The sequence below is a fragment of the Streptomyces sp. AgN23 genome (genome assembly GCF_001598115.1).
Classification (GTDB): Bacteria; Actinomycetota; Actinomycetes; order Streptomycetales; family Streptomycetaceae; genus Streptomyces; species Streptomyces antimycoticus.
Map to the genome: position 1 here is coordinate 10,608,679 of NZ_CP007153.1, position 26,692 is coordinate 10,635,370.

Here is a 26,692-nt window from a genome sequence, read left to right on the forward strand (position 1 = left end):
GATCCGATAACGCCTTGACCAGTAAGGAGCCTTGCCATGTCCGCCGAGCCATTCGAGGTCAGCATCACCGAAGCCGAGATCGCGGACCTGCGTGAACGATTGCGACGGACACGGTGGCCCGAGCGCGAGCCGGTGGACGACTGGTCACAGGGTTTGCCGCTGGCGTATGCGCAGGAGCTTTGCCGCAGCTGGGCCGAGGACTACGACTTCGGGTTCGCCGAGCGGCTGAACGTGTTCCCGCAGTACCGCGACACGATCGACGGGCTGGGCATCCACTTCCTGCACGTCCGCTCGCCGGAGCCGGACGCGTTCCCGCTCGTGCTCACGCACGGGTGGCCGGGTTCGGTGCTCGAGTTCCTGGAGGTCCTCGGCCCGCTCACCGACCCGCGCGCGCACGGCGGTGACCCGGCGGACGCGTTCCACGTGGTCGCGCCGTCGTTGCCCGGGTACGGCTGGAGTGACAAGCCGTCGACGACCGGGTGGGGCGTCACTCGCACCGCGCGCGCCTGGGACACGTTGATGGTCTCGCTGGGTTACGAACGGTACGGCGCGCAGGGCGGTGACTGGGGTTCGGCGGTGTCCGGGGCGCTGGGCGAGGTGGCGCCCGAGCGGGTCGCCGGCGTGCACCTGAACCTGGGATCCGTGGCGGCGGGCACGTTCGACGACCCGACGCCCGCGGAGCTGGCGAATCTCGAGGCCGGGAAGGAGTTCCAGCGCACCGGCCGGGGGTACTCGGCGATCCAGGCGACCCGGCCGCAGACGCTTGGCTACGGCCTCACCGATTCCCCAGCGGGGCAGGCCGCCTGGATCGCCGAGAAGTTCTGGGCGTGGACGGACAACGACGGCCATCCCGAGGACGCGTTGTCGCGGCAGACGATCCTCGACGAGATCTCGGTCTATTGGTTCACCGCGTCGGCCACGTCGTCGGCGCGCCTGTACTGGGAGAGCTTCGCCAACTTCCGGGACAAGGTGACCGCGCCGTCCGGGCTGTCGGTCTACCCGCGCGAGATAACCCGTCCGTCGAGGCGGGAGGCCGAGCTGCGGTTCACCGACCTGCGCTGGTTCGAGGAGCTGCCGCACGGTGGCCACTTCGCCGCGCTGGAGCAGCCGGAGTCGCTGGTCAAGCAGGTGCGCGGGTTCTTCCGCCTGTTCCGCTGACTGTCCGTGCCATCCCCTGGGAAGCCCGCGCCCAGGGGATGGTCCTGTCCGTCCCCCGGTTACCGGCACATCACGTTGTGGGGCGGTGCAATGGACGAACGTTGTCCGGCTCGCCGGCCACAGTCCGCGCGGTGCCGTTGGACCATGACCTCCGTCAGCCTCGGTCCCGACAGTCTCTGAAGCCCTGTCCGGGTTGCGGGGACAGGGCTCGGCTCACTCCTCGGCCCCGGTCGTCCTCTGCTGCGTCCGGGTCCCGGAAGGGGCGCAGGCTCTGGGCGGGGCCGCTGGCCTCGGTGGTGAACAGGTAGCGGTCCAGGACGTTGATGTGCCGGTCCTTGAGCGGGGAGAGGCGGGCGACGTCCGCGTCCTTGATGTCGTGGCCCTCGGCGCGGAGCTGGACGACGGCGGCTTCCAGGTAGCGGGTGTTCCACAGCACGACGGCGTTGAGGACCAGGCCGAGGGCGGCGAGCTGTTCCTCCTGGCCCTCGCGGTACGCCTGGCGGATCTGGCCGCGGCCGCCGTGGCAGATCGCGCGGGCGAGGCGGTGGCGGGACTCCTGCACGGTGAGCTGCCGGTTCATCAGGCGACGGTAGGTGTCGTCGACCGGGTCGACCGGGTCGACCGGGTCGACCAGGGCGAGCAGGTGCATCGTCTTGTCGATGCGCCCGTACTCGGCGAACGCGGCACTCAGCGGGGTGGGGTGACCCTCGCGGCCGAACATCCGCAGCAGGTCGTAGGCACGGACCTGGTTCGTGATCAGCGACCAGGCGACCCGGAGCATGTCGGGCCAGTGCGTGACGACCCGCTTGAGGTTCACCTTGTTGCGGGCCACGGCCTGAAGGGGCCCGTACCCGGCGGCCGGCGAGCGACAGGAGCATGGCGACGAGAGAGCGGCCGGAGATCACTGCGGCCACCATTCCCGCGTCGCGTTCCTCCAGAACGGGGGTCCGGAAATGCGGGTGACTTCCGATCTGAGCCGCCACGAAATCCCATGTGTCGCGGTGGCAGACCAGCGTTGTCGACGAGACTTTCCCTGCCCCCATGATCGCCCAAATCTTTCCCGCCGGGCTGAAGGGCGAGGGCCCCTGCACCGAGGCGTCGTCTGAGGCCCGGGCACCGGCGCCACGCTCAAGTCTCCCGGTCCGGGGTTCACTGACGGTGACGGCTGCCAGGCTTGACCTTCCATCGTCGTCCAACTGCGGCGCACGTCGGTCCATGCAGTAGCAGAAGACATGTCTGCGGATGGCCGAGCCGACGCGGCGCGGCGGCGGATTCCGCCCGGTGGCCCTGTGGGGCCCCGGCCGTTCGCTGACGGGCGGGGGTGGCAGCACCTCCGCCAACGACAGTTCGGGTGGCGGCGGGGAGGAAGCCATGAGAGGTATGGAGTCATTCGCCGCGGGCGCCGTGGTGGTGGCGCTCGCCGTCATCGCGGCGGTGCTCTCCAATCGGCTCAGCGAGCGCTTGTGCGTGCCTGCTCCGGCCCGCCGCCGTCGCTTCCGACCTGGTGCCGGCGCTGCGGAACGTGCCGATCCGTGCCGTGCCGGTCGTGGTGACGCTGGCGCTGGTGGTCCTGCTGTTCCACGGCGGGATGGACCCCGGATGGCGCCGCTTCCGGCCGAACGCCGGGGCTGTGGTGGCCTGCCGGTGCCGCTCGGCTGAACCGCGGCCGGGGTCTGGTCCCGGCTGTGCGAGGTCCTCCTCGCCGCTGTTGGCCGACTGCGGCTACGACCACGACAAGTGCCGCCGTCCAGTCTGGGCGCTCGGTGAGAAGCCGCTGAGCCTGATCGGAATCAGGGACCTTCGACCCTGCCCCTGGACTCTTCGGCCCTGTGCGGCTAGTTCCCAACCCGTGATCATGTTGTGAGCTGGAAAGAGTGGCGGCTTCTTCATGCGCTGCTCTTTCCGGCTTTTCGGGATGGATCGAAGAGGCAGAGGGTGCGGCTCGGTGGACGGAATGAGTACCAAGGGGAACCACATCAGGGGAGTTGCTCCCGGAACCGGATCCCCGCCGACGCGCAGGCATGTCCTGGTGGAGTGGCTGACGACAACCGATCATAAAAAGATCGGGACGCTGTATCTGGTCTCGGCCTTCGTCTTCTTCCTCGTCGGCGGCCTGATGGCGCTGGTCATGCGGGCCGAATTGGCGCGCCCGGGGACCCAGCTCCTGTCGAACGAGCAGTACAACCAGGCATTCACGATGCATGGCTCGGTCATGCTGCTGCTCTTCGCGATGCCTCTGTTCACCGGGTTCGCCAACTGGATCATGCCGCTTCATATCGGGGCTCCGGACGTGGCCTTTCCTCGGCTGAACATGCTCTCCTACTGGCTGTTCCTGTTCGGCTCGCTGATCGCCGCGGCCGGATTCCTCACCCCTCAGGGCGCCGCCGACTTCGGCTGGTTTCTGTATGCGCCCCTGTCGGACGCCATTCATTCACCCGGTGTCGGCTCCGATATGTGGATCATGGGCGTGACGCTCTCCGGATTCGGCTCCATCTTGGGCGCGGTCAACTTCATCACCACGATCACCTGCATGCGCGCTCCGGGCATGACGATGTTCCGGATGTCCGTCTTCACCTGGAACGTGCTGCTGACCTCGGTGTTGATTCTGCTGGTCTTCCCGGTGCTGGCCGCCGCGCTCCTCGCGCTGGAGTGTGACCGTAAGTTCGGATCGCATATCTTCGACCCGGCCAATGGTGGTGCCCTGCTGTGGCAGCATCTGTTCTGGTTCTTCGGACATCCCGAGGTCTACATCCTCGCGCTGCCGTTCTTCGGTATCGTCTCCGAGGTCGTCCCGGTGTTCTCGCGCAAGCCGATGTTCGGCTATGTCTCGCTGATCGCCGCGACGATCTCGATCGCCGGTCTCTCGGTTACGGTGTGGGCCCACCATATGTATGTCACCGGTGGTGTGCTGCTGCCGTTCTTCTCATTCATGACGTTCCTCATCGCGGTTCCCACCGGCATCAAGTTCTTCAACTGGATCGGAACGATGTGGAAGGGGTCACTGTCCTTCGAGACGCCTATGCTCTGGGTCACCGGATTCCTGATCACCTTCACCTTCGGCGGTCTGACCGGTGTGATCCTGGCGTCGCCGCCGATGGACTTCCATGTGTCGGACTCGTACTTCGTCGTCGCGCACTTCCACTACACACTGTTCGGCACCGTCGTCTATGCGATGTTCGCCGGATTCCACTTCTGGTGGCCGAAGTTCACCGGAAAAATGCTCGACGAACGGCTTGGAAAGATCACCTTCTGGACCCTCACCGTCGGGTTTCACCTCACCTTCCTCGTGCAGCACTGGCTGGGGGCCGAGGGCATGCCCCGTCGATATGCCGATTACCTGGCGGCCGATGGCTTCACCGCTCTCAACACGCTGTCCTCCATCGGCTCGTTCCTGCTCGGCCTTTCGGTCCTGCCGTTCTTCTACAACATCTGGAAGACCGCCAAATACGGCAAGAGGGTCGAGGTTGACGACCCCTGGGGATACGGACGCTCCCTGGAGTGGGCCACCTCGTGCCCCCCACCACGGCACAACTTCACGTGGCTGCCCCGGATACGCAGTGAATCCCCGGCCTTCGATCTGCACCATCCAGAGTTCCGCGAGCTCGATGCCGAGCGGCGCTGAGCGGACCGCCACGGTCCCGATGCCCTTGCCGATGTCCAGGTGTTGTTGATGGAGGAGAGCGCCATGTCCCATGCCGTCCTCGCGCTGGCTGCCGCGGTGTCCTGCGTCGGCGGCTGCGTCTGGTCCCTGCCCGCGGTGGCGGACATACGGGCCCGAGACGACCGACCGCTGTCCCGGCGGATCGCGGCGGCCGGATGCCTGACCGGCTGGGGTACCGTCGCGCTTCTCGCGGCGCTGCTTCTCACCCCGGTGTCCTGGAGTGTCATCGGTGTCGTGGCCGCGACGGGCGCGGCCACGGCCACGGCGCTGGCCGCCCGGTCCCGCGTTCACCGGGCACGCGAACTCCGCGAGACGGAGAAACACTGGGCGGCCTGCGGATATGGGACCCCGCTCCGGTCCACCTCCTCGCGCTGCCGCACCTTCCTCGTATGGCTGCTGCCCGGACTCATCGTGGCGACCGTCGTGGCTGCCGCGGTCCTCTGGACGGGGCAGACGAACCTGGGCCGCACGATTGCGGCGGCGTTGATGGCGGCGGCCGTCGTCAGTATGTTCCTCGTCATCGCCATCGTCGGCGCGGCCCGGGGGCACACCGTGCGCCGTGGCGAAGCGCCGACGGGGCCGATCCGGCCGTAGAGGTTCGGGACCGTCGATGACATCGAGCGCGTGAACGTGAACGAGGGCCCGGACCGGGCCCTCGTCACGGTTCCATCCGAGCCGGGCGGGAGAGGTCTCCGCGACGGGGCCTCAGCCCGCCGTACGTCCTCCGCGCCACGGCGGCTCCACCGGCCTGCCGGCCGCGCGCCCGCCGTGGGTGGCCTGGTCCACCTGGCGGCGCATCCGGTCCCGCAGCCGGTCCGCGACCTCCCGGCCGGTGACTTCCCGGGCGTGGACGATCACGACGGCTCGACCCACCCGGAGGTTGGCCGTGGCCGACCAGGGGCGCTCGACATGGGGAGCAGCCGCCTTGACGATCCTCACTTCGCCGGTGACCACGGGCAGCCCCGGGCGGGCCAGGACCGCGTGGACCTTGGCCCGCGCGTAGCCGAGCGTCTCCTCATCGATGCCGTTCTCGGCGCGCACCGTCACAGCCGCGTCCTTGTCGTTGGTCCCGAGAGTCATGTCCGATCGCTCCTTGTGCCGTTGACAGCGGTTTCGGCTCTCCCCGGTGGCGCGGCGGGGCCCAGGCCCGATCGGTCTCGGCGGGCGGGGTGGTGTGCCCGGCCCACCGGGAGCGGGAGTGAGGCCGAAGACCCGGCCGAGCGCCGGGGGCGGCTTTCAGTCGTGCGGTACGACGGCCACCGGAACGGTGGAGTGGTGGAGCACCGCGTGTGTGACCGGGCCGATGTGTGTACCGAGGGCGGAACGGTGTGTCCGGCGGCCGACCACCAGCAGCCCGGCCTCGGCGGTGGCCCGCAGCACGGCCCCGGCCACGAACGCGAGATCGATCGTGCGTTCCACCGCAACCTGCGGGTACTTCTCCCGCCACGGTTCCAGGGCCCTTTCCAGCTCCCGGTTCACCTGGCCCTCCAGATCACCGTCCAGGTAGCCGACGGAGGCCGTGGCGAGGCCGTACCCGTAGTCGGACGACGGCAGCTTGCGGACGTGCACGGCCCGCAACGTCGCCCCGCGCGCGGACGCCGCGGCGAACGCGAAGTCCAGCAGCGGCCCGGGGGCCGCCTTCAGGTTCTGGAGCGCGACGACGACCTCGTCGCCCGGCCGCTCGGCGGTCGACCGTTCGTTCGCGCGCACCATCACCACCGGGCACGTGGCCCGGGCGAGGACCTGCTGGCCGACAGCGCCGAGCAGGAAACCGGTGAGGGCGCTGAGCCCACGCGAGCCGAGCACCAGCATCTCGGCGCCCTCCGCCCGCTCCAGCAGCGCTGTGACGGCCGTGGCGGGCACCTGCTCCGCGGTGAGCGGAAGCTCCGGGTAGCGGCCGGTCAGTTCCTTCCCGCCGTCGCGCAGGATGCGCTGTGCCCAGTGCCTCACGGTGTCCTCGCTGTCCGCGGCGGGCAGATCGCCGGCCTGCCGGAGCCAGGCGTGTACCAGGCTCAGTGGCAGCCCGCGGCGCTGGGCCTCGCGGGCCGCCCAATTGGCCGCGGTGAAACTCTCGGGGGAGCCGTCGAGCCCGACGACGACGGGTCGAAGCATGACATCTGCCTTCACGTATGAGGGGGTGGGCAGCGGGGGTTCCGCGCCGGGGAGGTTCATCGCTGGACGGTCGTCGCGCTGATGTCGGAGATGAGGTTGGTGGCCAGGTCCGACCGCAGGGAGAGATAGGTGTACGTGGGGTGCTCCCCGGTGCCCCAGGTGAGCCGCACCCGAGTCCAGGTGTGTCCCATGGCGCTGTCCTCGTAACTGACCTTCCAGGCCGTGGGAGCGCCCTGAGCGCGCAGCACGCCGTCGGCGGCGTGCTGGTCTTCCCAATCGGCCAGACGCCGGAGGAGAGCGGCGGTCAGATAGTGACGACGCAGCTCCTGGCCGAGCCGTTCGCTCGCGGAGCCGCGTGCGTCGATATAGGCGCCGTAGAAGTTCGCGACGTGGTCGAAGGCGGACTCCGCGGCACCCGACCGGTCCGCCGGCACGGTGTCCTCCGCGGCCCCCGCCTCGCGCGGTGTCGCGGCGGCGGTGTGTGCGGCCGTGGGCACGGCCGGAGTCACTGTCAGCAGGGCGGAGGCGAGGACGGTGGGCAGCACGGTTGTGAACATGGATGGTTTCCCTTCGACGAACGGACCGGGAACGGTGTCGGCTTCGCGGCTGCCTCTCGACGGAGCGTCAGCCGTGCGCGATCACCGCCACCGGCGCGGTGGAGTGGTGCAGTACCTTGTGGGTGACCAGACCGACGCGCGGGCCGGGCCGCGGGCCGTGGGTGAAGCGGCCGACGACCACCAGGGCGGCGTGGGCCGATGCGTCCACCAAGTGCTCCGCGGGGCTGCCGATCACGGCCTGCTCGCTCACCTCGACGCCGGGGAACTTCGCCCGCCACGGGCGGAGTACGTCAGTCAGCTCGCTCGCGACCTGAGCGGACGCGCCGGTACCCAAGGGGGCCGGGTAGCCGGAGGCGGGGGGCGGGCTCCATCCGTGGATGACGCACAGTGTCGCCGCCCGGCGGGCGGCGGCGTCGAACGCGAAATCGAGCAGCGGGGCGGCGGGCCGCCGGAGGTCGAGCCCCAGCACCACATCGCGGCGCGCGAGGCGCGAAGAGGCGGTGGCGGCCGAGCGGGGCCGGTGGCCGCCCTTGCCCACCCCGCCGGTCCGTACCAGGACGACGGGGAGCTCGGCCCGGGCCACGACCGCAAGCGCCACGGAGCCGACCAGAACCCCGGTGACCCTGTTCAGGCCCCGGGAGCCGAGAACCAGCAACTCGGCGTTCTGGGCGGCCGCCAGCAGCGACGGCACCGGTTCCCGGGCGACCTGCTCGTGGACGACCCGCAGGTCCGGGTGGTCGCGTCGCAGCCGCGCCGCGGTGTCGCTCGGCAGGCGCTCGGCCCATCGGGTCAGCGATTCGACTCCGGTCAGCGGCGCGTAGGTGTACGAGTGCCAGTCCAGCGCGTGGACGAGGCGCAGCGGCATTTCGCGGCGCTGGGCCTCGCGGGCCGCCCAGTCCGCCGCGGTGAGGCTCTCGGGTGAACCGTCCAGACCGACGGTGACGGTACGGGGCATGGTGCGGACCTCCTTCCGGGACGCGCTTCCACCCTCTCGACGCGGACGGAGTGGCGGGATGGGCCCCAGGTCCCCTGAGCGCGGCCGACCGGCCCCACGCCGTGCCCGCGCGTGGTCGGGCACGTCCTCACCGCCGTGCCCGTGCTCGACGAGCAGGACCGGCCGGTGGGGGTCGTCTCCGAGGCCGATCTGTGGTGCGACGAGGCAGCCGGGGAGGGCCCGGGCGGATCGGCGCTCACCGCGCGGCTGCCGCCGGACGCCCAGCTCGAACACCGGGCGAAGGACGCGGCCGGGGTCCCGTCGGCGTAGCGGTCACGACGCCGCGGTGGAAACACGGGTGACCAGGCCCGCACGCACCACATCAGCGAGGTCGAGCTGCTGGGCTCGGTCTTTCCGGAGTCCGTGGCCCTAGGCGCGAGTTCCCGCGGCCCCCGCACGTGTCGGCTCGGCCGGCCAGCGGCGGGTGCCGTGGAGGGAGCGGATGCGGTCGGTGTGCGCGAGGATGGCGGTGGTCAACGGCTCGACGGGTTCGGCGGGGGCGTGCGGGTTGGTGAGCAGGACGAGGTCGAGTTCGCCGAGTTCGGGCAGGCCGGTGCTGCCGGGGAGCTCGACCAGGTCGCTCGGCAGGAGGCTGCGGACAAAGATCGCGAGGCCGAGCCCGGCGCGGGTGGCGGCAGGACGGCGTTGACCCCGCGCGCTGTGCAGACCACGCGGTGCTTGATGCCCGCCTGTTCCAACGCTTGCACGGCCAGATCCCGGCTGGGACTGGGCGCCTGGTACACGATGAGCGGCACCGGCCGTTCCTCGTCCCACCGCAGGCCGGTACCCTCGGCGGCTGCCCAGACCAGCCGGTCCCGGCGGACCAGCCGTCCTCGCCCGTCTCCGCCGTTCGTTTTGACGAAGGCGACGTCGACGTGGCCGGATTCCACTCTGCGTTGCAGATGCACCCCTTGGGAGACGGTGAGGTCCAAGGTGACACCGGGGTCGAGGTGCCGGAAATCCCGCAGGATCCGCGGCACTTGAGTCAATGCGAGATCGTCGGTCACTCCGAATCGCAACCGGCCCCGCACCCCTGTGCCCGCGCACTCCGGCCGGCGCGGCGGCGCAGGCGGAATGGGGCCGACCGGCCCTGGTCCTTCGGCCCGAATACGAGAAGGATCCTGGTTCGGTGCCCGATCCCGACGCGATCGGGCATCGACGGAACGTGGAACCTACAGGGAGCGATCCATGGCGGACAGCGAGCGGCCCGGCCCCGGCAACCCCACCCGGGTCTTCCTGCTGGACGACCACGAGGTGGTACGGCGTGGTGTGCGCGACCTGCTCGACGACGAGCCGGACATCAGCGTGGTCGGTGAGGCCGGGACGGTGGAGCAGGCACTGGTCCGCGTCCCCGCGCTGCGACCCCAGGTGGCCGTCCTCGACGTTCGCCTGCCCGACGGTGACGGCGTGTCCGTGTGCCGGGAGTTGCGCTCGCGCATGCCCGAGCTTGCCTGCCTGATGCTGACCTCTTTCGACGACGAGGAGGCCCTGCTGGACTCCATCATGGCGGGCGCTTCCGGGTACGTCCTGAAGCAGATCCAGGGCTCGGACCTGGTGTCCGCGGTACGCACCCTGGCCGACGGCCAGTCCCTGCTCGACCCGAGCGCCACCACCAGACTGATGGCCCGGCTGCGCGGCGGGCAGCAGCAGGAGGAGCCCGACGCTCTGCCCGGCCTGACGCAACGGGAGCGCGAGATCCTGGCTCTGATCGGCGAGGGGCTGACCAACCGCCAGATCGGCCAGCGGCTCTACCTGGCCGAGAAGACGGTGAAGAACCACATCTCCCGGCTGCTGGCCAAGCTCGGTGTGGAACGTCGTATCCAGGCCGCGGTCATCGCCACCAAGGCCCAGGACCGGCAGCGGCGGGAAGGGCGCTGAAGACCAAGGAAGACCGAGGCCGGTGGACGCCACGACTTCTCGACGGACTCCTCCGCGCCCTCCTTGGCCGCCTTCCGCCCGCTCAGACGGCGCTGTCGGCGCCGTACGGGGCGTAGAGGTCCAGCAGCCGGGTCCTGGCACAACGCAGCCGGTGGGCGAGCACCTCGCCGACCCACTGGGTGACGGCCCGGCCGAGAGCCGGGTCGTCCTGGCACATGGAGCGAATAGCCGTGGCATCGAATTCGTAGGCCCGCACGGGTGTCGTCGCCGTGGCGCCCAGATGCCACACATGCGGTGCGAACAGCCAGGACCAGCCGACGAGTTCGTTGGCACTCAGCGTCTCCACGACGGCGGTACGCCGACCGGGCACCTGCGTGTCGAGCTCGACCGAGCCGGTGCGAAGGATCCAGAACCGGTCCGCGCGGGCACCTTCGTCGAAGAGACGCGTTCCCTGCGGGAAGGACACCTCCCGGGGGAGGCGCATGAGCCGTCGCCGGTGATCGGCGGGCAGCGCGCGCAGCATGGTGGGGGTGTTCATGACCTGCCTCCCGAAGTGGGGTCTGAAATCTGCCGCCTCCAGCGTGCGGCGGCGGTCGGGCCCGGACGAGGGGCCATCGGGGCCCGTACGGCGGGCCACCCGGCCCCGCCGTGCGTCGCCGCGCGGTGGTCGTGAGGCGTCCACCACCGGGACGCGGCCGCCTCACACCGCCGGACCGGTCCCGCCAAGCGCCGAGGAAGTGGGCAAAGCCCCTGCGGAACGCCTTGTGATGCCGTGCCGCTCGTGTGATGCCGTCGCCTTCAGCCGGTAGCCGGTCACGAACTCGGCACGGATGCGGACCACGTGCTCCATCTCCGTGTTGATCCAGGGCGTGAGCTCGGTGCGGTAGCGGGAGAGCGTCCGCGGGTCCGTGACCCGGCTCGCGGTGCCGGTGACCATCACGCTCCAGCCGGTGTGCGTGGCCTCGTCGATCTGGTCGGCCTCGTACACCACCACCTCGGACGCCGACGCGGTGGCCAGCAGCGCGGCACCGGCGTGGGTGCGGATGACGAGGTCGCCGTCGTCGTTCACGAGGTGGTTGACCGGCCGGATCACCGGGAGTGCCTGGTGGGTGAAGCCCACCCGCCCCATGGACACGCTCGTCAGTAGCCTGAGCGATTCCTGCCGGTCCAGCTCCACCATACGGGTGCCGGGAACGGGAGGAAGAGGCTGAACGGTCATGACGGTTCCCGGGAAACGGTCCCGTGCATGGCACCCCGCGGCCAGATCACCTCGACATCGACCCCGTGACTGCGCGCGTAGGCCACCAGATGCGCCGTGATGTCGCGGCCGTTGGACGGTGAGCCGTCCCATACCGCGAGCACGCGGGCGCAGTGGCGCAGCAAGCTCTCGTCCGCGGTCACGCACGAGCCGCGGTCGCCGGGGTCGTACTCCACCAGCCGCACCTGATCCGACAACAGCAGCAGTTCGCCGGCGGCCCTGCGGTCGAGCTCGGCCAACTGCGTGGGCACGCCGTTGCGCGACGGCAGGACCGTCACCAGGGCCAGCCCGGCCTTACGGGCGGCCCTCCCGAACGCCGTCGGCAACCCCTTTCCGGCGCGGACCAGACCGGCTCTGCCCGCCCGGGCGAACTCGGCCAGCCGCGTCCGCAGTTCCTCCTCCACCAGCACGAGCGTCGACGCGCTGAGATCGGCATGCCCTACGACAGCGATCATCCCCGACTGTCCTTTCTCCTCACCGCCCACTGGTCCGCTTGATCGTCTCCGGGCCCGGGCGCGGCGCGCCAGAGCCGGGCGGAACGCGGAAAGGGCCGGTCGGTCCTTGCGGAGGGGGAAGCCGTCTCGCTCCGGTTTCCGCCGGTCCGCGCGCGAACGGCCGAGCCCGGCGAGCCAGCCGACTGCTCCGGTCAGGGCCAGCAGCCAACCGATGCGCCGGCTCGCCTCTCCTGGGCGGGCCCGGCTCATGCGGCGCGCCCGGTACGCGACGCGGGAGCCGAGTCGGTGCGCACCACGGGTGCCGCGGTGGCCGCGCGACGCCGGGAGACCAGATAGGGGCGGAGGAGATAGCCGACCGGGGCGCTCCAGACGTGGACCAGGCGGGTGAACGGCCAGGCCGCGAAGAGCAGCCAGGCGCTCAGGGCGTGCAACTGGAACAGGAGCGGCGCCCCGGCGATCGCCTCGGGGCGCGGATGGAGCGCGAAGACACCGCGGAACCAGATGGAGACGGTCTCGCGGTAGTCGTAGCCGGGCCCGAAGAGGTTGTGGGCGGCGGTGGCGGTGATGCCCAGCAGGACGGTCGCCGAAAGCACTCGCCGGTCTTCCAGTCCCGTACTACCCCGCCGGGCTGGGCGAGTTCATCCGGTGTGTCGTGCGTGTCGCGCTGCGGTGGAAGGCGCTGGCGGACGCCGGTGAGGACCACATCGAGGCGCTGGGGCTCGGGCCGGCCGCCCGGTACCCGACCCGGTGGTGATGGAGATGTCGGAGGCCGCGCGCACGGAGGACGCGCCTGCGTCTGCCGGACATCGCCGGGACCCGACGGCTGCTGCACCTGACCGCCGTCGCCGAGGCCCGCAACCACGCCAACTCGTCGCGCACCGCCGAAGCACGCGCCTGGATCACGTCCCCGGGGTCGGACAGGCCGTGCGGCATCCCGGTCACGGCCCTCGGTCCGCAGGATGCGGCCGGACGCATGCCGATGCGGGACTTCACCGGCCCGCTCCCCACACCGCATCCGCCCGCCCTCCGCTTCGAACGCCACGCCCAGGTCGCCCTGTTGTGGACCTTTCACGACCGCGGGAAGGACTGGCTGAACGCGGGCCAGGCCCTGCAACACGTGCTGTTGACGGCAACGGCGCACGGCGTGCGCACCTCGCTCCTTCACCAGGCGATGGAATGGCCGGACCTGCGCGCGGCCATCGGCCTCCCGCGTCGGCGATGCCATCCCCAACTGCTGATCCGCTTCGGCTACGGGCCGGACTCAGGCCGCACGCCCCGCGCCTGCGGGCAGGCGGCGGCCGAAACGCCGTGAGCGGCGTGGACGGCCCCGATCCCGGTAACATGAGTGTCCTTGAGGGCGCTTGCCCGCCGCGGCGCGGTCAGCCCGCGCCGCGCATGCCGGAAACCTCCCGGCCGGTGACCATCTCGGACTCGATGCGGACGAAGACGTCATCGCACGTGACCACCCAGGAGCGTGGGCCGACCCGCGAGAGCCGTTCATGTTGGGCGGGGTCGGTGACCACGGTCGCCCGGCCGGTGACGACGACGCTCCACCCGGAGCGGGTCGCGGCGTCGAAGTCGTCGGCCTCGAAGGCCACCACGGCCCCGCCGATGGCGTGCACGAGACCTGAGCCGGCCGAGGTGCGCAGGAGCACGGAGGAGTCCGCGTCCAGGGAGAAGTTGACCGGGAGCACCGCGGGCAGCGCCTGCCGGGTGTACACGACACGGCCGACCGGCACCTTGGCCAACAGGCGCAGGCACTCCTGCCGATCGAGCACGCGAAAGCCGTCGTTGTGGAACATCAGTCCATGCTGCCCTCCGCGGCCGGGGCACGGTTAGGGCCGTAGGGCCTCTGTCCATGCGTGGCGACGTGTTCGCCTTTGTCGCCCTGCTGGTCCCGGCGAACAAGGCGGGCCCGGTCACCGGCGTTGTTGGCGCCGCGGGTGGCCTCGGAGGCTTCGTCCCGCCGCTGGTGATGGGCTCGCTGTACGGCGCGTACGGCTCGCACGCCCTCGGCCTGGTCCTGCTCGCGGTGGTGGCGGCCGCGGCGCTCACCTTCACCGGCACGGGCGTGCGCCACGCGGTCACCCGGCGGGTTCCCCACCCAGGCGCACTGAGCGGAAAGGAGAGCCACGCGATGTGCGAGTACTGCGGCTGCCAGGCACTGGAGACGATCGACAAGCTGACCCAGGAGCATGAGCGGGTCGTGACGCTCATCAGTCACGTCCGCGACGCCCACCGCGACGGCGAGGTCACCCGCATGGCGGAGGTCGCCCGTGAGATCACCGCCGTGCTCGGCCCGCACACCCAGGTCGAGGAGGAGGGGCTGTTCCCCGGACTGGCCGGCGGCTCCCCCTGCCTGCGCGCCGCTGCCGAACCGCTCCCCGGGGCGCCGTCGATCCGCGTCCACGCGTCGGGCATCCTGGTGGGGTCGGCGTGAGGGAAAAGCGGAGCAACTGTGGTGGACGAGTGTGGCCAGGAGCCCCGCGATCCCCCGGTGTCCGGGGCCTTGCCCCAGTTGCGGCTGGATGAGCTGCTGGAGGGTCTGCAAGAGCAGGTGGCGCAGGTGCGGTCGGCACGCGACCGCATCCACACGCTGCTGGACGCCGTGCTCGCGATCGGCTCCGACTTGGAGCTGGAGGTGGTGCTGCAGCGCATCGTGGAGTCGGCCGTCAGCCTGGTCGACGCGGAGTACGGGGCGCTCGGTGTGCTGGGTGAGGAAGGCACGATCAAGCAGTTCCTCACCGTCGGCATCGACGAGGAGACCATTGCGGAAATCGGTCACTATCCGCGCGGTGAGGGCATCTTGGGGCTGTTGATCCGCCATCCGGAGCCGCTGCGTCTGGCCAACCTGGCGCGGCATCCCTCTTCCGTGGGCTTCCCGTCCGGGCACCCGCCGATGACCAGCTTCCTCGGCACCCCGATCAAGGTGCGCGAGCAGGTCTTCGGCAACCTGTACCTGACCGAAAAGCAGGGCGCCGCGGAGTTCGACGCCGACGACGAGGCGGTGCTGCGCACCCTGGCCGCGGCGGCCGGTGTGGCGATCGACAACGCCCGGCTGTACGACGACGCCCGCCGCCGGCAGCGGTGGCTGGCGGCAAGCAACGAGCTGACCCGCAGCCTGCTGTCCGGAACCGAACCCGCCGCGGTGCTGGAGTCCTTCACCGCCACCCTGCGCGAGATGGCCGGCGCGGACCTTGTCACCCTGGCCGTCCCGGTCGGCGACAGCGGGGAGCTGGTCATCGAGGCCGCCTCCGGAACGTGTGCGGAGGATGCGCGCGGTCTGGTCCTGGGCCCCGCGACGCTGGCCGCGAAGGTCTTCGCCTCCGGGGAGACCATCACCAGCGACGCGGTCAGCGCCGATGCGCGCGCCACCGGTGGCAGCGCCGCGATCGTGGAGCTGGGCCCCGCGTTCTTCGTCCCCCTCGGCACCCGCGACCATGTGCGGGGCGTGCTGCAAGTGGCCAACATACCGGGCGGCCCGGTCTTCACCGACGCCGTCATCGACATGGTGATCGGGTACGGCAACCAGGCGGCGGTGGCGCTCGAGGTCGCCGAGCACCGGCAGGACGCCGATCGCATGCTGGTCCTCAACGACCGTGACCGGATCGCCCGCGATCTGCACGACCTCGTCATCCAGCGGTTATTCGCCGGGGCGCTGACCTTGCAGTCCGCGCTCGGCCGCCTCGCCGACAGGCCGCAGGTGGGCGAGCGGGTCCAGCGGGTGGTCGACGACCTGGACGACACCATCAAGGTCATCCGCTCCACCATCTACTCGCTCGGCGAGCAGGAACGGTCCCGGAGCGAAGGGCTGCGTGCCCGGCTGGTGGCGGCCATGGAGAGGGCCGCCGAAGCGCTGGGCTTCGCGCCCGCGCTGCGCATGACCGGCCTGCTGGACACCAACGTCCCCGCCGGTCACGCCGAGCACATGCTGGCCGTGGCCGTCGAGGCACTGTCCAACGCGGCCCGGCACGCCCGAGCCACCGCCGTCGACGTCAGCGTGGAGGTCACCGACATGGCGCTGCGGCTGAAAGTGGCGGACAACGGCCACGGCGTCGACCCGGCCGTCACCCGCCGTAGCGGCCTGGCCAACCTGAAGCAACGCGCAGAGGAACTGGGCGGCTCGTTCTCCCTCCGCCCGAACGAGCCGAGCGGCACCGTCGTGGAATGGGCCGCGCCGCTGCGCACCGCCCCGTGACGTCCCGGCCGCTGTCCGGCCGTCAGCCGGGCCCTGGGGGTCGGCGCTTCGCATGTGGCGTACCCCCAGGGCGCGCTGCTGTGCCACGGGCTCCTGATCACGGCCGACGAGCGGCGCGCCGCGCTGTTCAGGGAACGCGGCTGGGAATCACACAGTTCTTCGGCTGTTCCCGGCCGGTGGGCCAGCCCAGGCCGACGAACTTCAGCTTGCCGCGGCCTCCCCGGCCCGGATCCAGCTGGACCACCGCGACCGGTTTGTCGTATGCGTTCCCGCTGCTGGTCAGGCAGATCAGGCCGCTCGTACCGCGCACCCGGTGCCGGGACTGGAGCAGCGACCACTGAGCGCCGACGTCCTCACGGCTGGGCACCGCCCCGGCGCCTCCCTCCTGCGCCTGGTGCAGCGCCTTTCCGATGGTGATGAGGCCGTCGTACACGAGCATCGTCCGGGAGTCCTCCAGGTTCGGGGCGGAGCCGAGGTCGATGCCCTCCTCGCGTGTTGTCCCGATGCGTTTCTTCAGGGTGTCCAGGGCCGCCTTCGGCTCGGTGAGGTACTGGGGGAGTTCCGCCTTGGTGGGCTCGCGGTCGTGGTGGGCTCGCCACTCCCGCTTCCAGCCGGCCAGCCCGGTACTCCAGGCGTCCGGGTGCGCGGGGGCGGCGTACTGCACGGTCACCTTCGCCTTGCCGTCCGCGCCGCGCAGCTGTTGCCAGTCCTTCTCCGTCATGTCCTGCCGCAGCGAGGCCGCGTCGGAGCCGCTGACGATCGTGTAGTGCCGGTTCTGGCAGTCCACCTGCGCGAGCTTGAGCGCGAAGATCCGCAGGTGCAGCGTGCGGCCCGCGAAGTAGATGGTGCCGGCGCCGGAGTCGCATATGTTGTTGGCCGTCTGGGTGAACTGGTTGCCGGTCGAGCCGGCCTCGTCGATGGCCGGGGACTCGAAGGGCATCGCGGCGGGACCGGGCGGGCCCTTCTCGTCGATGCCGCTGAACGCCTTCGCCAGCGACTCGTTGTAGGCGTCGCTGCGCTTGTCGTAGACCAGCACCGTCCTCCGGTTCTCCCGGCCCCGTTCGCCGCTGAAGTTGGCCAGTGCCTGGGCCGCGTCGTGGTTGGTGGGGATCAACCGGGCCAGGCCGGGGAACCGCAGCTCGGCCGTCCCGTCCGTCCGGTCCTCGTTCGCGATCTCGTCTCCGCTGATCCGCGAGGCGAGGACCGGGACCTTGTGCTCCGTCAGCCGCTTGACCGCCTCTCGCGTGTCATCGAGGCTGAGGTTGAATCCCGTGACCGCGCGCAGCCGGTCCTTGGGCGAGTCGGCCATCCGCAGCAGCGTGTCCACGACCTTCTGCTGCTGCTTGTACGCCCGTCCGGGGTTGGCCAGCACCAGCCGGATCCTCGGCGGTTCGCCCTCGCCCTCGTTCGCCTGCCGCTGCCCCAGATACGCCCCCTGGAGGTCGCTGAGCATCTGCCGGCGCAGCGCGGCCCTGTCCGACTGGAGTGGCAGCATCACCGCCACGGTGACATGCGGCTGGCCGTCGATCCTCTTGTTCTCGCGTGCGATGGCCCGGGAGACGTCATGGATCTCCGGCGTGCCGAAATCGTAGCCCGCGCCGTTGACGCCGACGCACTCGCCGCCGGTCCGCTCGACCCCGTCGGCGCAGGTGTCCGGCTTCTGGATGAAGTACAACAGGAGCCAAACACACACCGTGACCGCCCCCGCAGTCAGCAGCGCATAGAGGATCTTCTTCCATCTGGGCATACCCGTTACCCCCTTCGCCCCAGTTGTTCGGTACAGGCGCAGCGCAGCAATGGTTGCTCGTTCGCCGCCAGCCCGCTCCAGTAGGTGGCCACCTTGCCGAGCTGTCCCGCCCCGTCGAACTCCATGATCGAGAGAAGCTCCAGCAGCTTGGCCAGTGTGCGGGCCGTCTCCTGCCCGGTCGGCCTGGTCCGTTCCTCGCACAGCCACACCGCGTGCAGCAACTGGTCGACGGTGCGGCGCAGCGCGGGTCCCTCCGGCGTCACCAGGCCCTGGGCGCGCTCCCGCCGGGCGTCCGCGCCGCCCGGATACGGTGCCTGGGCGATTTCCAGCAGCTCCGCGCACCACTCCCGGGGTCGCCCGGGCAGCGTGGCGGCCAGATGGTCGGCCACATCGGCCGTACCGCCGGACACCAGATGGTGGTTCATACGGTGTGCGATGACCGAACCGAACGCCCCACTGTCCGGCGGCCTCCCGTCCGCCGCCGCTTCCGCATAGTGGTCTCGCAGGAGGTGGTGGTCGGCGTACCAAGCGGCGCCGTCGGGGCGCAGCCCGTACAGCCGGTGCACCAGCATCTGGCGCAGCCCGAAGTCCCCCACGAAGTGCCGTTCGCAGCTGGGCCATCCGGTGTCGGTGAGCAGCTTCGACACCTGGTGCGCGGTGAGACGGTTCACATGGCCGGACTGATGATGCCGCAGCAGGACATCGGCGCACTCCTCGTCGTGTGCCACTGACAGATGGGTGAGCAGATCCAGCCACTCGCCGCGGTGCTCGGTCGGCAGCCCCACCGGTAACTGGTCCATGAGCAATTCCTGGAGCAGCACGTCCGCCACCGGCCGCTCGGTGGCGCTGTCGCCGGGGAGTCGCAGCGGGGCCTCCAGCAGGTCCCGGTCGTTGGCGTCCGCCGACATCCGGAAGGCGGCGGCGGCGTCGGCCAGCCGGATCACCGTGTGCGGCCGGCCGCCGCTCAGCCGCGCCACGGCGGCGTCGATGCGACGGCGGTTCGCGCCGCCCTCCGGCTCCCCACGCGTCTGTCTGCGCTCGGTCTCCCGGCGCAGTTGGTCCCCGGTGAGGAAGGGCATCCGCAGCAGCAGCACCCCGTCGGCCAGCGGAGCCCGTTCCGACCCTCCGCCCAGGCGCCGGGACCACTCGGGCGGGCCGCAGTCGGAGGGACGGAACTCCGCCGGGGACGCCACCTCCTCCGGCGGCAGGCCGCCGTGCAGGAAGGCGCCGCCGTCCGCCCGGCGCGCCGTGCCCACGATCACTACGCGGTCGCGCTGCCCGCCCCGGCGGTCGGTGAGCACGGCGCGCAGCAGCCGTTCCCCCAGCGACGATTCGGCGTGGTCCAGCAGCAGCGCCGGGCGGCCCACCCGGCGCAGCCAGCCGGACGCCGAGGCGTACGCCGCCTCCAGATCCTCGCGCAGCGCCCGGAAGAGGAAGCCCTCCGCCAGCTCCCGTGCCTCGCCGCGGGCCTGGAAGTCGGCGGCCAGGTTGCTCAGCCCATGCATGGGCTGGCCGGCCGCGCCGGGATAACCGCCGTAGACTCGCTCCAGTTCCACCATGCCCCGGGGCGCCAAGGACTGGAAGAGGGCTTCCAGCAGCGCGTTGCCCACGGCCGCGGAGTACGGGTCGAGCGCTTGCCCGGCCATGGCCGTCAGGAGGTTCTGGAGGGATCCGGAGATCACGCCCTTCCAGAAGTCACCCGTCCTCAGGCCGGGCAGACGCCGCTTCTGGGGCAGCTCCTCGTACCGTTCGACTTCCGTCGCGACCGCCGCTGGGGTACCTTCCGCGGCGCCGGTCGCGATCACCGCGAGGCCCGCGAAGAGCCGGGGGAAGGCGAACGAGCCACCCGTCCCCTGCCAGGTGCACAGCCGCCGGGCCATCTCGACCAGGGCCTCGGTCGCGGACGAGCGGGCGCCCGGCTCCGGTCCCGCCCGGTGCGCGTACACCGGCGAGCCGCAGTCCAGACGGACTACCGGTACCTTGGTCGCGAAATGGTCCCGCACCGCGTGCAACAGCCGTCCCTTGCCCATGCCGGGCCCACCGGTGAGCAGCACCACCGGGAGGTCGGGGCCGTACAGCGGATCGCGGCCGGCGCCCGATGGTGACCGCCCGAGCAGATGCGCGAAGAAACCGTCCTCGCTGAGCAGCTTCTCGAACCCCAAGTCTTCATGCACGGACTCCTCCCCCGTGGAGTGCTCTCCCGCCCGGGATCGGGCGGCTGGTGCTGATGAGTCAGGAAGATTAGTGGAAAGTTCGACCGATTTTTGTGGACAATGATAAATCCCCGGAGGGGAGTTGACGGGTCGATCGCGCGGGAAGTCCGGTGCGAGATGGCCTCCACGGTCAGCCGTCCGACGCCCGGCCAGGAGAAGACCTGCTCGGTGAGGATCGCCCCGCCGAGCAGCCCGCCGAACTCCAGGCGGATCACGGTGACGGTCGGCAGCGAGGCATTGCGCAGCCCGTGCGCGAGCACCACCTTCGCCGGGCCGAGCCCCTTGGCCCTCGCGGTGCGGATGTGGTCCGAGCCGTGCTCGTCGCTCTGCCCGCCGTGCGCGGGCGAGGCTATGCGGTCGATGACGAATACGCGGAGCAGGACGTCCGCGCCATCGCGGCCCCGGTGCTGGGGCCGGGCGACCGGGTCGCCGGGGCGGTCGGCATCCTCGGGCTGACGTTCACGCTGGACGAGGAGAGCGTGGCGGTGCTGGCGCGGCGGCCGCCTTGTCCCGCAGGCCGACGCGCTCCAGCAGCCGCTCGGCGCGTTCCTGGGCCCGGGCACGCGGCACTCCCAGGGCGGAGACGGGCGCCTCGATCAGGTTGTCCATCACCGTGAGGTGCGGGAAGAGATTGAAGTTCTGGAAGACGAAGCCGATGTGGGTGCGCTGACGCAGCACCTCGCGCTCGCGCAGCTCGTGCAGCCTGTCGCCGGCCCGCCGGTAGCCGATCAGTTCGCCGTCGATGGTGACGGTGCCGCGCTTGACCTTCTCCAGGTGGTTGATGCAGCGCAGCAGGGTGGACTTGCCGGATCCGGACGGGCCCAGTACGACGGTCACCTCGCCGACGCGGACCTGGAGATCGACGCCCTTGAGTACCTCGACCAGGCCGTAGTTCTTGTGGACGTCGCGTATGTCGACGACCACCCGGGCGGGATCGGCCGCAGCCTCGCGGGAACGGCCGGTGGCGGAAGGCGATGTCGTGGTCACCGCGGGGTCCCTTCATCCGTGGCGGCCGCGCGGAGGTTGCGGATGGCGAGGCGCACCCGCTCGACGGGGGTCGGCGGCAGCGCCCGCGTCGTGCCCTTGGCGAAGCGGCGCTCGACGTAGTACTGGAAGATCGTCAGGAGGGTGGTCAGCAGGACGTACCAGGCCGTCGCGACGAGCAGCATGGGCACGATGCGCGAAGTGCGCCCGTAGATGACCTGGACGGTGTAGAAGAGCTCCATGATCGCCATCACGGAGACGATCGAGGTGTTCTTGAACAGTGAGATCAGCTGGTTGGCCGCGTTGGGCGCGATGGTCCGCATGGCTTGCGGCAGCACGATGCGCATGAGCTGACGGCGCCTGGGGATCCCCAGCGCGGCGGCGGCTTCCAGCTGGCCGTGGCTGACGGACAGCACCCCCGCACGGACGATCTCCGAGGCGAAGGCGGCCTCGTTGACCGAGAGCGCGATGACGGCCGCACTCACCGAGCTGACCAGATGGGTGGTGCTGAAGGAGAAGAACTCCGGCCCGAACGGCACCCCGATGCTCAGACGCGCGTACAGGTAGGAGATGTTGAACCAGAAGAGCACCTGTACCAGCAGCGGTACGGAGCGCACGCCCCAGACGTAGCCGTGGCGGTCACCCGCAGCAGGGGGTTGGGGGAGAGCCGCATGAACATTCCGTGGCCGCCCCTACCCCGACCTGATCCTCACCGCGGTCATCAGCCTCGGGATCGACGCGGTGCAGCGCGTCCTCGTCGCCGGCGACACGGCCAACGACCTGCTCGCCGGCACGCGCTCCGGAGCCGGACACGTCATCGGCGTCCTCGGCGGAGCACACGGGAGGGAGCGGCTCGAGGCCGCTCCACACACCGCCATCGCCGAGAACCTGGGAGAAGTGCTCGCGCACACCCGGACGGCGTGAGGAGGCCGCCGCCCGCGCCCCGCACGAGGCCCGCACATCCGGGCCGACGGCGGCCGTCACGCCCGCGCAGGTGAGGGCCTGTGTTACGGTGCCGCGCCGATCATCCTCGACTGCGACGACCAGGGTGATCCCGTGGCAACGCTCTCGCTGCTGACTGGGGACAACCGGGCTGCCGCCTACCACGTGGTGGGCCCGCTGCCCCGAACGGGTGCCGAGGATCGAGGATGACGGCCGCCACATCCCCGATCGTTGAGACACCCTGTCAGTCACCACGGTCTCGCCGTCATCAGCCGCCATTGCGGATCCGCTCGCCCGCCGGGGGACCGGGACCCGTGCGGGGGCCGCTTACCCGACCTCGGAGGTACCACGGCGATGACGCCGAACGACCCACCGCTCAGAGCTCCGACCAGCTCGCCCCGCCACCCGGGTGTCCCGCGCATCGAAACGGCGAGCCCCCGCACGGCGGGGAGCATGTCAGCCCGCTCGCCGTGCCCCTGAGCGGGCCCCCGGTTCCATGTCGAACCCAACCTCCTCTACCAGGAGATGCGCCGCGAACACGGTGCGGTCGCCCCCATCGTGCTCGAGGGCGGCATCCCGGCGTGGCTGGTTCTCGGTTACCGCGAACTGCACCAGGTCACCGCCGGTCACGTGCTCTTCACCCGTGACTCCGAACTCTGGAACCAGTGGGACCGCATCCCGGAGGACTGGCCGCCGCCCCCGCTGATCGGCCGTGGGCAGCCGTCCACCCTGTACACGACCGGTGAGCGGCACCGCGTACGGGCCGCGATGATCAGCGACGCGCTGGAGTCGGTGGACCCCTTCGAGATCCGGCAGCACGCCGAGCGGCTGGCCGACGAACTGATCGACGGCTTCTGCTCCGAGGGCAGCGCGGACGTCATCGCCCGGTACGCGATGCCCTTCCCGGTGCGTGGTCTGGCGAAGGTCTACGGCTTCCCCGACGAGCAGGGGCCCGGACTGGCCGCGGCGGCCATCGACCTGGCCGACGGCGGCGACCTGGCCCAGGCGGCCCAGGTCCACCTCGCCGAGGCCACGGCGGCCCTGATGGCCGAGCGGAAGTCGGGGAACGGCCCCCGGGACGTCGCCGCCCAACTGGTCGGCAACACCCTCGGCTTCACCGACGAGGAGATCCTCCACGACCTGATCGTGCTGGTCATCGCGGGCCACACACTGACCGCGGACTGGATCGGCAACTCGCTGCGGCTGATGCTCACGGACGAACGGTTCACCATGTTCCTGGCCGGCGGACTCAAGAGTGTCTCGGAGGCCATGAACGAGGTGCTCTGGGAGGACACCCCCGCCCAGAACGGCGTCGGCCGGTGGGCGTCCCGCGACACCGTCCTCGGCAACCGCCGGATCAAGGCGGGCGACATGGTGTGCCTCGGAATCGCCGCCGCCAACAAGGATCCGCAGATACGCCCCCGACGGCACGATGCTGACCGGCGGCAACAACGCGTTCCTCTCGTTCGGGCACGGCGAGCACCGCTGCCCGGTCGCGGCGCAGGAGATCGCCATCCGTCGGACATCTGTTAGCAGATCGGTTGCCGACCGCGCAATCCGTGAGATGCCGACGGCGGCGAATCCGCTTGTGGTGTCCGGGTCCATGGCGATGGACTACGCCGGACTCTACGGTTTCGGACACGCCTGGTGCTTCCGGCGCACAGCGACGCGTCGGCGAGTGCTGGCCGGAGAACACCGTCCCCGCTCACGAGCCCATTACGGCTACGTCGGCCTCGAAGCGCTGAAGGTACCGGCCTTGATCGCCCTGGGCGCCACGGCCCTGACTGCCCTCCAGCACCAGTACCGCGATCCCGTGGCTCACATCACCCCCGACGTCACCGCTCGTCGCACGCCGACGTCACCGAACAACGGCATCGCGCCCAGGGGCGGCCGGGAGTTGACCTGGACCCGCCGGTTCTGCTGCGTCTAGCCTTGGCCATGACCTGACGTCTCATCACGTGGCATGAGCGGGGCCGTCGTGCCCTGTCGTGGTGCCCCGTGCCGTATGCCATGGGTGCGTACGGCCGGTGACCGCCGCCGCTCGCCCAGGAAGCGCTCCGTCATGATCACCACCCCCTCCACGGCGCCCGACATCCTCTCCCCGGAGTTCGCGGCGGACCCGTACCCCGCCTACCGGACCATGCGTGCGGACTTTCCGCTGATCCACCACCACACGACCGGCGGCTACATCGTCTCCCGCTACGAGGACGTCGCCCGGGCCTTCAAGGACCCGGTGTTCACCAGCCACAACTACGACTGGCAGTCCGAGCCGGTGCACGGCCGGACCATTCTCCAGATGGACGGGCGTGAGCACTCCGTGCGTCGAGCACTGGTGGCACCCGCCTTCCGGGGGAAGGACTTACGGGAGAAGTTCCTGCCCGTCATCGAGCGCAACTCCCGGGAACTGATCGACGCCTTCCGGGACGCGCCGGAAGCCGACCTGGTGGGACAGTACGCGACCCGCTTTCCGATCAACGTGATCGTCGACATGCTCGGGCTGGACCGGGCGGACCACGGCCGGTTCCACGTCTGGTACACCTCGATGATCGACTTCCTGGGCAATCTGAGCCAGGACCCCGAGATCGCGGCGGCGGGGCTGCGCGCCCGGGACGAACTCGCCGCCTACATGATCCCGATCATCCAGGACCGGCGCGCGCACCCGGGGGACGATCTGCTCTCCGTCCTGTGCACCGCCGAGATCGACGGCACGCGGATGAGCGACGAGGACATCAGGGCGTTCGTCAGCCTGCTGCTCGCGGCGGGCGGTGAGACGACGGACAAGGCCATCGCCGGTCTCTTCCGCAATCTCCTGACCCATCCCGGGCAACTGGCGGCCGTGCGCGAGGACCGTACGCTCATCGCGGCGGCATTCGCCGAGACGCTGCGCTTCACACCTCCGGTGCACATGATCTTCCGTCAGCCATGTGAGGACGTGGAGATGAGCGGTGGCACGATTCCGGCGGGTGCCACCGTCACCTGCCTGATCGGGGCCGCCAACCGTGACGAGAGCCGTTACGCCGATCCCGACACGTTCAACATCTTCCGCGAGGATCTGACAACCGGCAGCGCCTTCTCGGCCGCCGCGGACCACCTGGCGTTCGCACTCGGGCGGCACTTCTGTGTGGGGGCGCTGCTGGCGAAGACCGAGGTCGAGGTGGGCGTCAACCACCTGCTGGACGCCTTCCCGACGATGGCCTTCGCCGATGGCGAGGCCCCCGCCGAGACAGGAGTGTTCACCCGGGGCCCCGGCTCGCTGCGGGTGCGGCTCGCCCGGCGGGCCTAGGCGCGGGCCGGGGTTGCCCCTGGCCTGAGACCTCGAAACCCACTGGGTCAGCGGCCGGGGCCGTCCGGGTCAGCGGAAGGCCGCGTGCCCGGTCAGTGCCTGGCCGAGCGCGAGGGTGTGCATCTCGGATGTGCCCTCGTAGGTGAGGACGGACTCCAGGTTGTTCATGTGGCGGATGACCGGAAATTCGAGGGAGATGCCGTTGGCGCCGAGGATCGTCCTGGCCGTGCGGCAGATCTCGAGGGCTTCCCGTACGTTGTTCAGCTTGCCGAGGCTGATCTGCGCCGGGTGGACGCCTTCGGCGGAATCCTTCAGGTCCGCCAGCCGCATCGCGGTCATCGTCGCCTTGTGCAGTTCCAGGGCCATGTCGACCAGCTTCTGCTGGGTGAGCTGGAAGGCCGCCAGGGGCTTGCCGAACTGCTCGCGCCGGGCCGCGTAGTCGGCGGCTGTCCGCCAGGCTGAGCGGGCCGCGCCGGTGGCGCCCCAGACGATGCCGTACCGCGCCTCGTTCAGGCAGGTGAGCGGGGCGGAGACGCCATGGGCCCGGGGCAGCGTCGCGGATGCGGGCAACCGGATGGAGTCCAGGACGAGTTCGCTGGTGACGCTGGCCCGCAGCGACATTTTGTGCTTGATCTCGGGCGCGGAGAAGCCGGGGGTGTCCGTGGGTACGACGAAGCCCCGGATGCCGTCGTCGGTGCGTGCCCAGACGACGGCGACCGCCGCCACCGAGCCATTGGTGATCCACGTCTTGCGGCCGTCGAGGATCCAGTCGCCGCCCTCGCGCCGGGCGCGCGTGCGCATCGACGAGGGGTCCGAGCCGTGGTCGGGTTCGGTCAGGCCGAAGCACCCGATGGCTTCGCCCGCCGCCATACGCGGCAGCCACTGGTCCTTCTGCTCCTCGGAGCCGAAGCGATGGATCGCGAACATGGCCAGGGAGCCCTGTACGGAGACGAAGGAACGCAGTCCCGAGTCGCAGGCCTCCAGCTCACGGCAGGCCACTCCGTACGCCAGGGCGGACATGCCCGCACAGCCGTAGCCGTCGAGGTGCATGCCGAGCAGACCCAGCTCCCCGAAATCGCGGGCGAGGGCGGCCAGGGTGGGGAGCTCGCCCTGTTCGAACCATCCGGCGATGTGCGGTTCCACCCTGTCGTCCAGGTAGTGGCGCACGGTGTCGCGGACGGCCCGCTCCGTGTCGGTGAGGAGGGATTCCAGGCCGAGCGGGTCGACCGGGTCGAGCGTGGTGGACGGCATG

General features: G+C 70.6%; 21 protein-coding genes and 9 pseudogenes. 13 read left to right on the plus strand and 17 right to left on the minus strand.

The window, feature by feature from the left end; genetic code table 11:
• The first annotated feature begins 36 nt into the window (after positions 1-36).
• Positions 37-1,158 carry an epoxide hydrolase gene (locus AS97_RS45435; protein WP_125755587.1) on the plus strand — a complete coding sequence of 374 codons (1,122 nt, stop codon included), beginning with the start codon at positions 37-39 and terminating at the stop codon, positions 1,156-1,158.
• Between the two features lie 154 nt (positions 1,159-1,312).
• On the opposite strand, the pseudogene AS97_RS45440 reads toward AS97_RS45435, so the two are convergent.
• A pseudogene (locus AS97_RS45440) lies at positions 1,313-2,014 on the minus strand (Tn3 family transposase); the annotation flags it as partial.
• 1,098 nt (positions 2,015-3,112) lie between these two features.
• Here AS97_RS45440 and ctaD point away from each other — a divergent pair.
• Together ctaD and AS97_RS45450 are read left to right on the plus strand one after the other, a co-directional pair.
• A complete protein-coding gene (gene ctaD, locus AS97_RS45445) occupies positions 3,113-4,780 on the plus strand; it encodes a cytochrome c oxidase subunit I (protein ID WP_079059628.1) in 1,668 nt (555 codons plus the stop codon).
• 63 nt (positions 4,781-4,843) lie between these two features.
• Positions 4,844-5,413 (plus strand): hypothetical protein, encoded by a 570-nt coding sequence (locus AS97_RS45450; protein WP_210566982.1) that lies wholly within the window; start codon positions 4,844-4,846, stop codon positions 5,411-5,413.
• Positions 5,414-5,524: 111 nt separating this feature from the next.
• Here AS97_RS45450 and AS97_RS45455 read toward each other — a convergent pair whose 3' ends face one another.
• The 4 genes from AS97_RS45455 to AS97_RS45470 form a co-directional block, all read right to left on the minus strand.
• On the minus strand, positions 5,525-5,899 hold the full coding sequence (locus AS97_RS45455; protein ID WP_210566983.1) for a hypothetical protein: 375 nt from the start codon (positions 5,897-5,899) through the stop codon (positions 5,525-5,527).
• Between the two features lie 156 nt (positions 5,900-6,055).
• Entirely contained in the window at positions 6,056-6,931 is an 876-nt protein-coding gene (locus AS97_RS45460) for a universal stress protein (protein ID WP_210566984.1), read from the minus strand.
• 56 nt (positions 6,932-6,987) lie between these two features.
• Positions 6,988-7,488, minus strand: coding sequence for a hypothetical protein (locus AS97_RS45465; protein WP_210566985.1), 501 nt, complete (start codon positions 7,486-7,488; stop codon positions 6,988-6,990).
• 67 nt (positions 7,489-7,555) lie between these two features.
• Positions 7,556-8,443, minus strand: a complete 888-nt coding sequence (locus AS97_RS45470; protein WP_210566986.1) for a universal stress protein — start codon at positions 8,441-8,443, stop codon at positions 7,556-7,558.
• 111 nt (positions 8,444-8,554) lie between these two features.
• On the opposite strand from AS97_RS45470, the gene AS97_RS45475 reads away from it, so the two are divergent.
• Entirely contained in the window at positions 8,555-8,752 is a 198-nt protein-coding gene (locus AS97_RS45475; RefSeq protein ID WP_059146844.1) for a CBS domain-containing protein, read from the plus strand.
• A 203-nt stretch (positions 8,753-8,955) separates the two neighbouring features.
• Here the strand turns inward: AS97_RS45475 and AS97_RS45480 are convergent, their stop codons facing one another.
• Positions 8,956-9,513: a substrate-binding domain-containing protein gene (locus AS97_RS45480; protein WP_282615718.1), complete on the minus strand. Its 558-nt coding sequence runs from the start codon at positions 9,511-9,513 to the stop codon at positions 8,956-8,958.
• 157 nt (positions 9,514-9,670) lie between these two features.
• Between AS97_RS45480 and AS97_RS45485 the strand changes: the two genes are divergently transcribed.
• Entirely contained in the window at positions 9,671-10,360 is a 690-nt protein-coding gene (locus tag AS97_RS45485; RefSeq protein WP_086706935.1) for a response regulator transcription factor, read from the plus strand.
• Between the two features lie 82 nt (positions 10,361-10,442).
• On the opposite strand, the gene AS97_RS45490 is transcribed toward AS97_RS45485, so the two are convergent.
• The 4 genes and pseudogenes from AS97_RS45490 to AS97_RS45505 form a co-directional block, all read right to left on the minus strand.
• Positions 10,443-10,898, minus strand: coding sequence for a cyclic nucleotide-binding domain-containing protein (locus AS97_RS45490; protein ID WP_059146842.1), 456 nt, complete (start codon positions 10,896-10,898; stop codon positions 10,443-10,445).
• Between the two features lie 162 nt (positions 10,899-11,060).
• Entirely contained in the window at positions 11,061-11,579 is a 519-nt protein-coding gene (locus AS97_RS45495; RefSeq protein WP_079059627.1) for a pyridoxamine 5'-phosphate oxidase family protein, read from the minus strand.
• Entirely contained in the window at positions 11,576-12,073 is a 498-nt protein-coding gene (locus AS97_RS45500) for a hypothetical protein (RefSeq protein WP_059146841.1), read from the minus strand. Before AS97_RS45500 ends, AS97_RS45495 begins: the two co-directional genes overlap by 4 nt.
• A gap of 245 nt (positions 12,074-12,318) precedes the next feature.
• Positions 12,319-12,666, minus strand: a pseudogene (locus AS97_RS45505) (respiratory nitrate reductase subunit gamma); the annotation flags it as partial.
• Positions 12,667-12,799: 133 nt separating this feature from the next.
• Between AS97_RS45505 and AS97_RS45510 the strand changes: the two are divergent.
• Positions 12,800-13,385: pseudogene (locus AS97_RS45510) on the plus strand (hypothetical protein); the annotation flags it as partial.
• A gap of 67 nt (positions 13,386-13,452) precedes the next feature.
• On the opposite strand, the gene AS97_RS45515 reads toward AS97_RS45510, so the two are convergent.
• The gene (locus tag AS97_RS45515) at positions 13,453-13,875 is read right to left on the minus strand and encodes a pyridoxamine 5'-phosphate oxidase family protein (protein WP_210566988.1); all 423 of its coding nucleotides are present in this window, start codon (positions 13,873-13,875) and stop codon (positions 13,453-13,455) included.
• A 56-nt stretch (positions 13,876-13,931) separates the two neighbouring features.
• Here AS97_RS45515 and AS97_RS48825 point away from each other — a divergent pair, with 56 nt between their 5' ends.
• On the plus strand, positions 13,932-14,513 hold the full coding sequence (locus AS97_RS48825) for a hemerythrin domain-containing protein (protein ID WP_282615719.1): 582 nt from the start codon (positions 13,932-13,934) through the stop codon (positions 14,511-14,513).
• 21 nt (positions 14,514-14,534) lie between these two features.
• On the plus strand, positions 14,535-16,271 hold the full coding sequence (locus AS97_RS45530) for a GAF domain-containing protein (protein ID WP_247204883.1): 1,737 nt from the start codon (positions 14,535-14,537) through the stop codon (positions 16,269-16,271).
• A gap of 127 nt (positions 16,272-16,398) precedes the next feature.
• Here AS97_RS45530 and AS97_RS45535 read toward each other — a convergent pair whose 3' ends face one another.
• The 3 genes and pseudogenes from AS97_RS45535 to AS97_RS45545 form a co-directional block, all read right to left on the minus strand.
• A complete protein-coding gene (locus AS97_RS45535) occupies positions 16,399-18,018 on the minus strand; it encodes an ABC transporter substrate-binding protein (protein ID WP_247204722.1) in 1,620 nt (539 codons plus the stop codon).
• 5 nt (positions 18,019-18,023) lie between these two features.
• On the minus strand, positions 18,024-20,192 hold the full coding sequence (locus AS97_RS45540) for a hypothetical protein (protein WP_059146836.1): 2,169 nt from the start codon (positions 20,190-20,192) through the stop codon (positions 18,024-18,026).
• Positions 20,193-20,347: 155 nt separating this feature from the next.
• A pseudogene (locus AS97_RS45545) lies at positions 20,348-20,539 on the minus strand (ABC transporter permease); the annotation flags it as partial.
• A 27-nt stretch (positions 20,540-20,566) separates the two neighbouring features.
• Here AS97_RS45545 and AS97_RS48305 point away from each other — a divergent pair.
• Positions 20,567-20,656, plus strand: a pseudogene (locus AS97_RS48305) (IclR family transcriptional regulator C-terminal domain-containing protein); the annotation flags it as partial.
• A 64-nt stretch (positions 20,657-20,720) separates the two neighbouring features.
• Here AS97_RS48305 and AS97_RS45555 read toward each other — a convergent pair.
• Both AS97_RS45555 and AS97_RS45560 read right to left on the minus strand, forming a co-directional pair.
• Positions 20,721-21,155, minus strand: a pseudogene (locus AS97_RS45555) (ATP-binding cassette domain-containing protein); the annotation flags it as partial.
• Positions 21,156-21,214: 59 nt separating this feature from the next.
• Positions 21,215-21,891, minus strand: a pseudogene (locus AS97_RS45560) (amino acid ABC transporter permease); the annotation flags it as partial.
• Positions 21,892-21,908: 17 nt separating this feature from the next.
• Here AS97_RS45560 and AS97_RS45565 point away from each other — a divergent pair.
• The 4 genes and pseudogenes from AS97_RS45565 to AS97_RS45580 form a co-directional block, all read left to right on the plus strand.
• A pseudogene (locus AS97_RS45565) lies at positions 21,909-22,139 on the plus strand (HAD hydrolase-like protein); the annotation flags it as partial.
• Between the two features lie 471 nt (positions 22,140-22,610).
• Positions 22,611-23,704 (plus strand): annotated as a pseudogene (locus AS97_RS45570) (cytochrome P450); the annotation flags it as partial.
• A gap of 17 nt (positions 23,705-23,721) precedes the next feature.
• Complete coding sequence (locus AS97_RS45575; protein WP_143670206.1) at positions 23,722-24,087, plus strand: hypothetical protein; 366 nt, start codon at positions 23,722-23,724, stop codon at positions 24,085-24,087.
• Positions 24,088-24,219: 132 nt separating this feature from the next.
• Positions 24,220-25,440 (plus strand): cytochrome P450, encoded by a 1,221-nt coding sequence (locus AS97_RS45580; RefSeq protein WP_210566990.1) that lies wholly within the window; start codon positions 24,220-24,222, stop codon positions 25,438-25,440.
• Between the two features lie 69 nt (positions 25,441-25,509).
• Here AS97_RS45580 and AS97_RS45585 read toward each other — a convergent pair whose 3' ends face one another.
• Positions 25,510-26,691: an acyl-CoA dehydrogenase family protein gene (locus AS97_RS45585; RefSeq protein WP_059146831.1), complete on the minus strand. Its 1,182-nt coding sequence runs from the start codon at positions 26,689-26,691 to the stop codon at positions 25,510-25,512.
• Position 26,692 lies beyond the last annotated feature (1 nt).

Coding starts and splice junctions, on each gene's coding strand:
- AS97_RS45435 (WP_125755587.1), top strand. CDS start 37: ATGTCCGCCGAGCCATTCGAGGTCAGCATCACCGAAGCCGAGATCGCG.
- ctaD (WP_079059628.1), top strand. CDS start 3,113: ATGAGTACCAAGGGGAACCACATCAGGGGAGTTGCTCCCGGAACCGGA.
- AS97_RS45450 (WP_210566982.1), top strand. CDS start 4,844: ATGTCCCATGCCGTCCTCGCGCTGGCTGCCGCGGTGTCCTGCGTCGGC.
- AS97_RS45455 (WP_210566983.1), bottom strand. CDS start 5,899: ATGACTCTCGGGACCAACGACAAGGACGCGGCTGTGACGGTGCGCGCC.
- AS97_RS45460 (WP_210566984.1), bottom strand. CDS start 6,931: ATGCTTCGACCCGTCGTCGTCGGGCTCGACGGCTCCCCCGAGAGTTTC.
- AS97_RS45465 (WP_210566985.1), bottom strand. CDS start 7,488: ATGTTCACAACCGTGCTGCCCACCGTCCTCGCCTCCGCCCTGCTGACA.
- AS97_RS45470 (WP_210566986.1), bottom strand. CDS start 8,443: ATGCCCCGTACCGTCACCGTCGGTCTGGACGGTTCACCCGAGAGCCTC.
- AS97_RS45485 (WP_086706935.1), top strand. CDS start 9,671: ATGGCGGACAGCGAGCGGCCCGGCCCCGGCAACCCCACCCGGGTCTTC.
- AS97_RS45490 (WP_059146842.1), bottom strand. CDS start 10,898: ATGAACACCCCCACCATGCTGCGCGCGCTGCCCGCCGATCACCGGCGA.
- AS97_RS45495 (WP_079059627.1), bottom strand. CDS start 11,579: ATGACCGTTCAGCCTCTTCCTCCCGTTCCCGGCACCCGTATGGTGGAG.
- AS97_RS45500 (WP_059146841.1), bottom strand. CDS start 12,073: ATGATCGCTGTCGTAGGGCATGCCGATCTCAGCGCGTCGACGCTCGTG.
- AS97_RS45515 (WP_210566988.1), bottom strand. CDS start 13,875: ATGTTCCACAACGACGGCTTTCGCGTGCTCGATCGGCAGGAGTGCCTG.
- AS97_RS48825 (WP_282615719.1), top strand. CDS start 13,932: ATGCGTGGCGACGTGTTCGCCTTTGTCGCCCTGCTGGTCCCGGCGAAC.
- AS97_RS45535 (WP_247204722.1), bottom strand. CDS start 18,018: ATGCCCAGATGGAAGAAGATCCTCTATGCGCTGCTGACTGCGGGGGCG.
- AS97_RS45575 (WP_143670206.1), top strand. CDS start 23,722: ATGCCGACGGCGGCGAATCCGCTTGTGGTGTCCGGGTCCATGGCGATG.
- AS97_RS45580 (WP_210566990.1), top strand. CDS start 24,220: ATGATCACCACCCCCTCCACGGCGCCCGACATCCTCTCCCCGGAGTTC.
- AS97_RS45585 (WP_059146831.1), bottom strand. CDS start 26,691: ATGCCGTCCACCACGCTCGACCCGGTCGACCCGCTCGGCCTGGAATCC.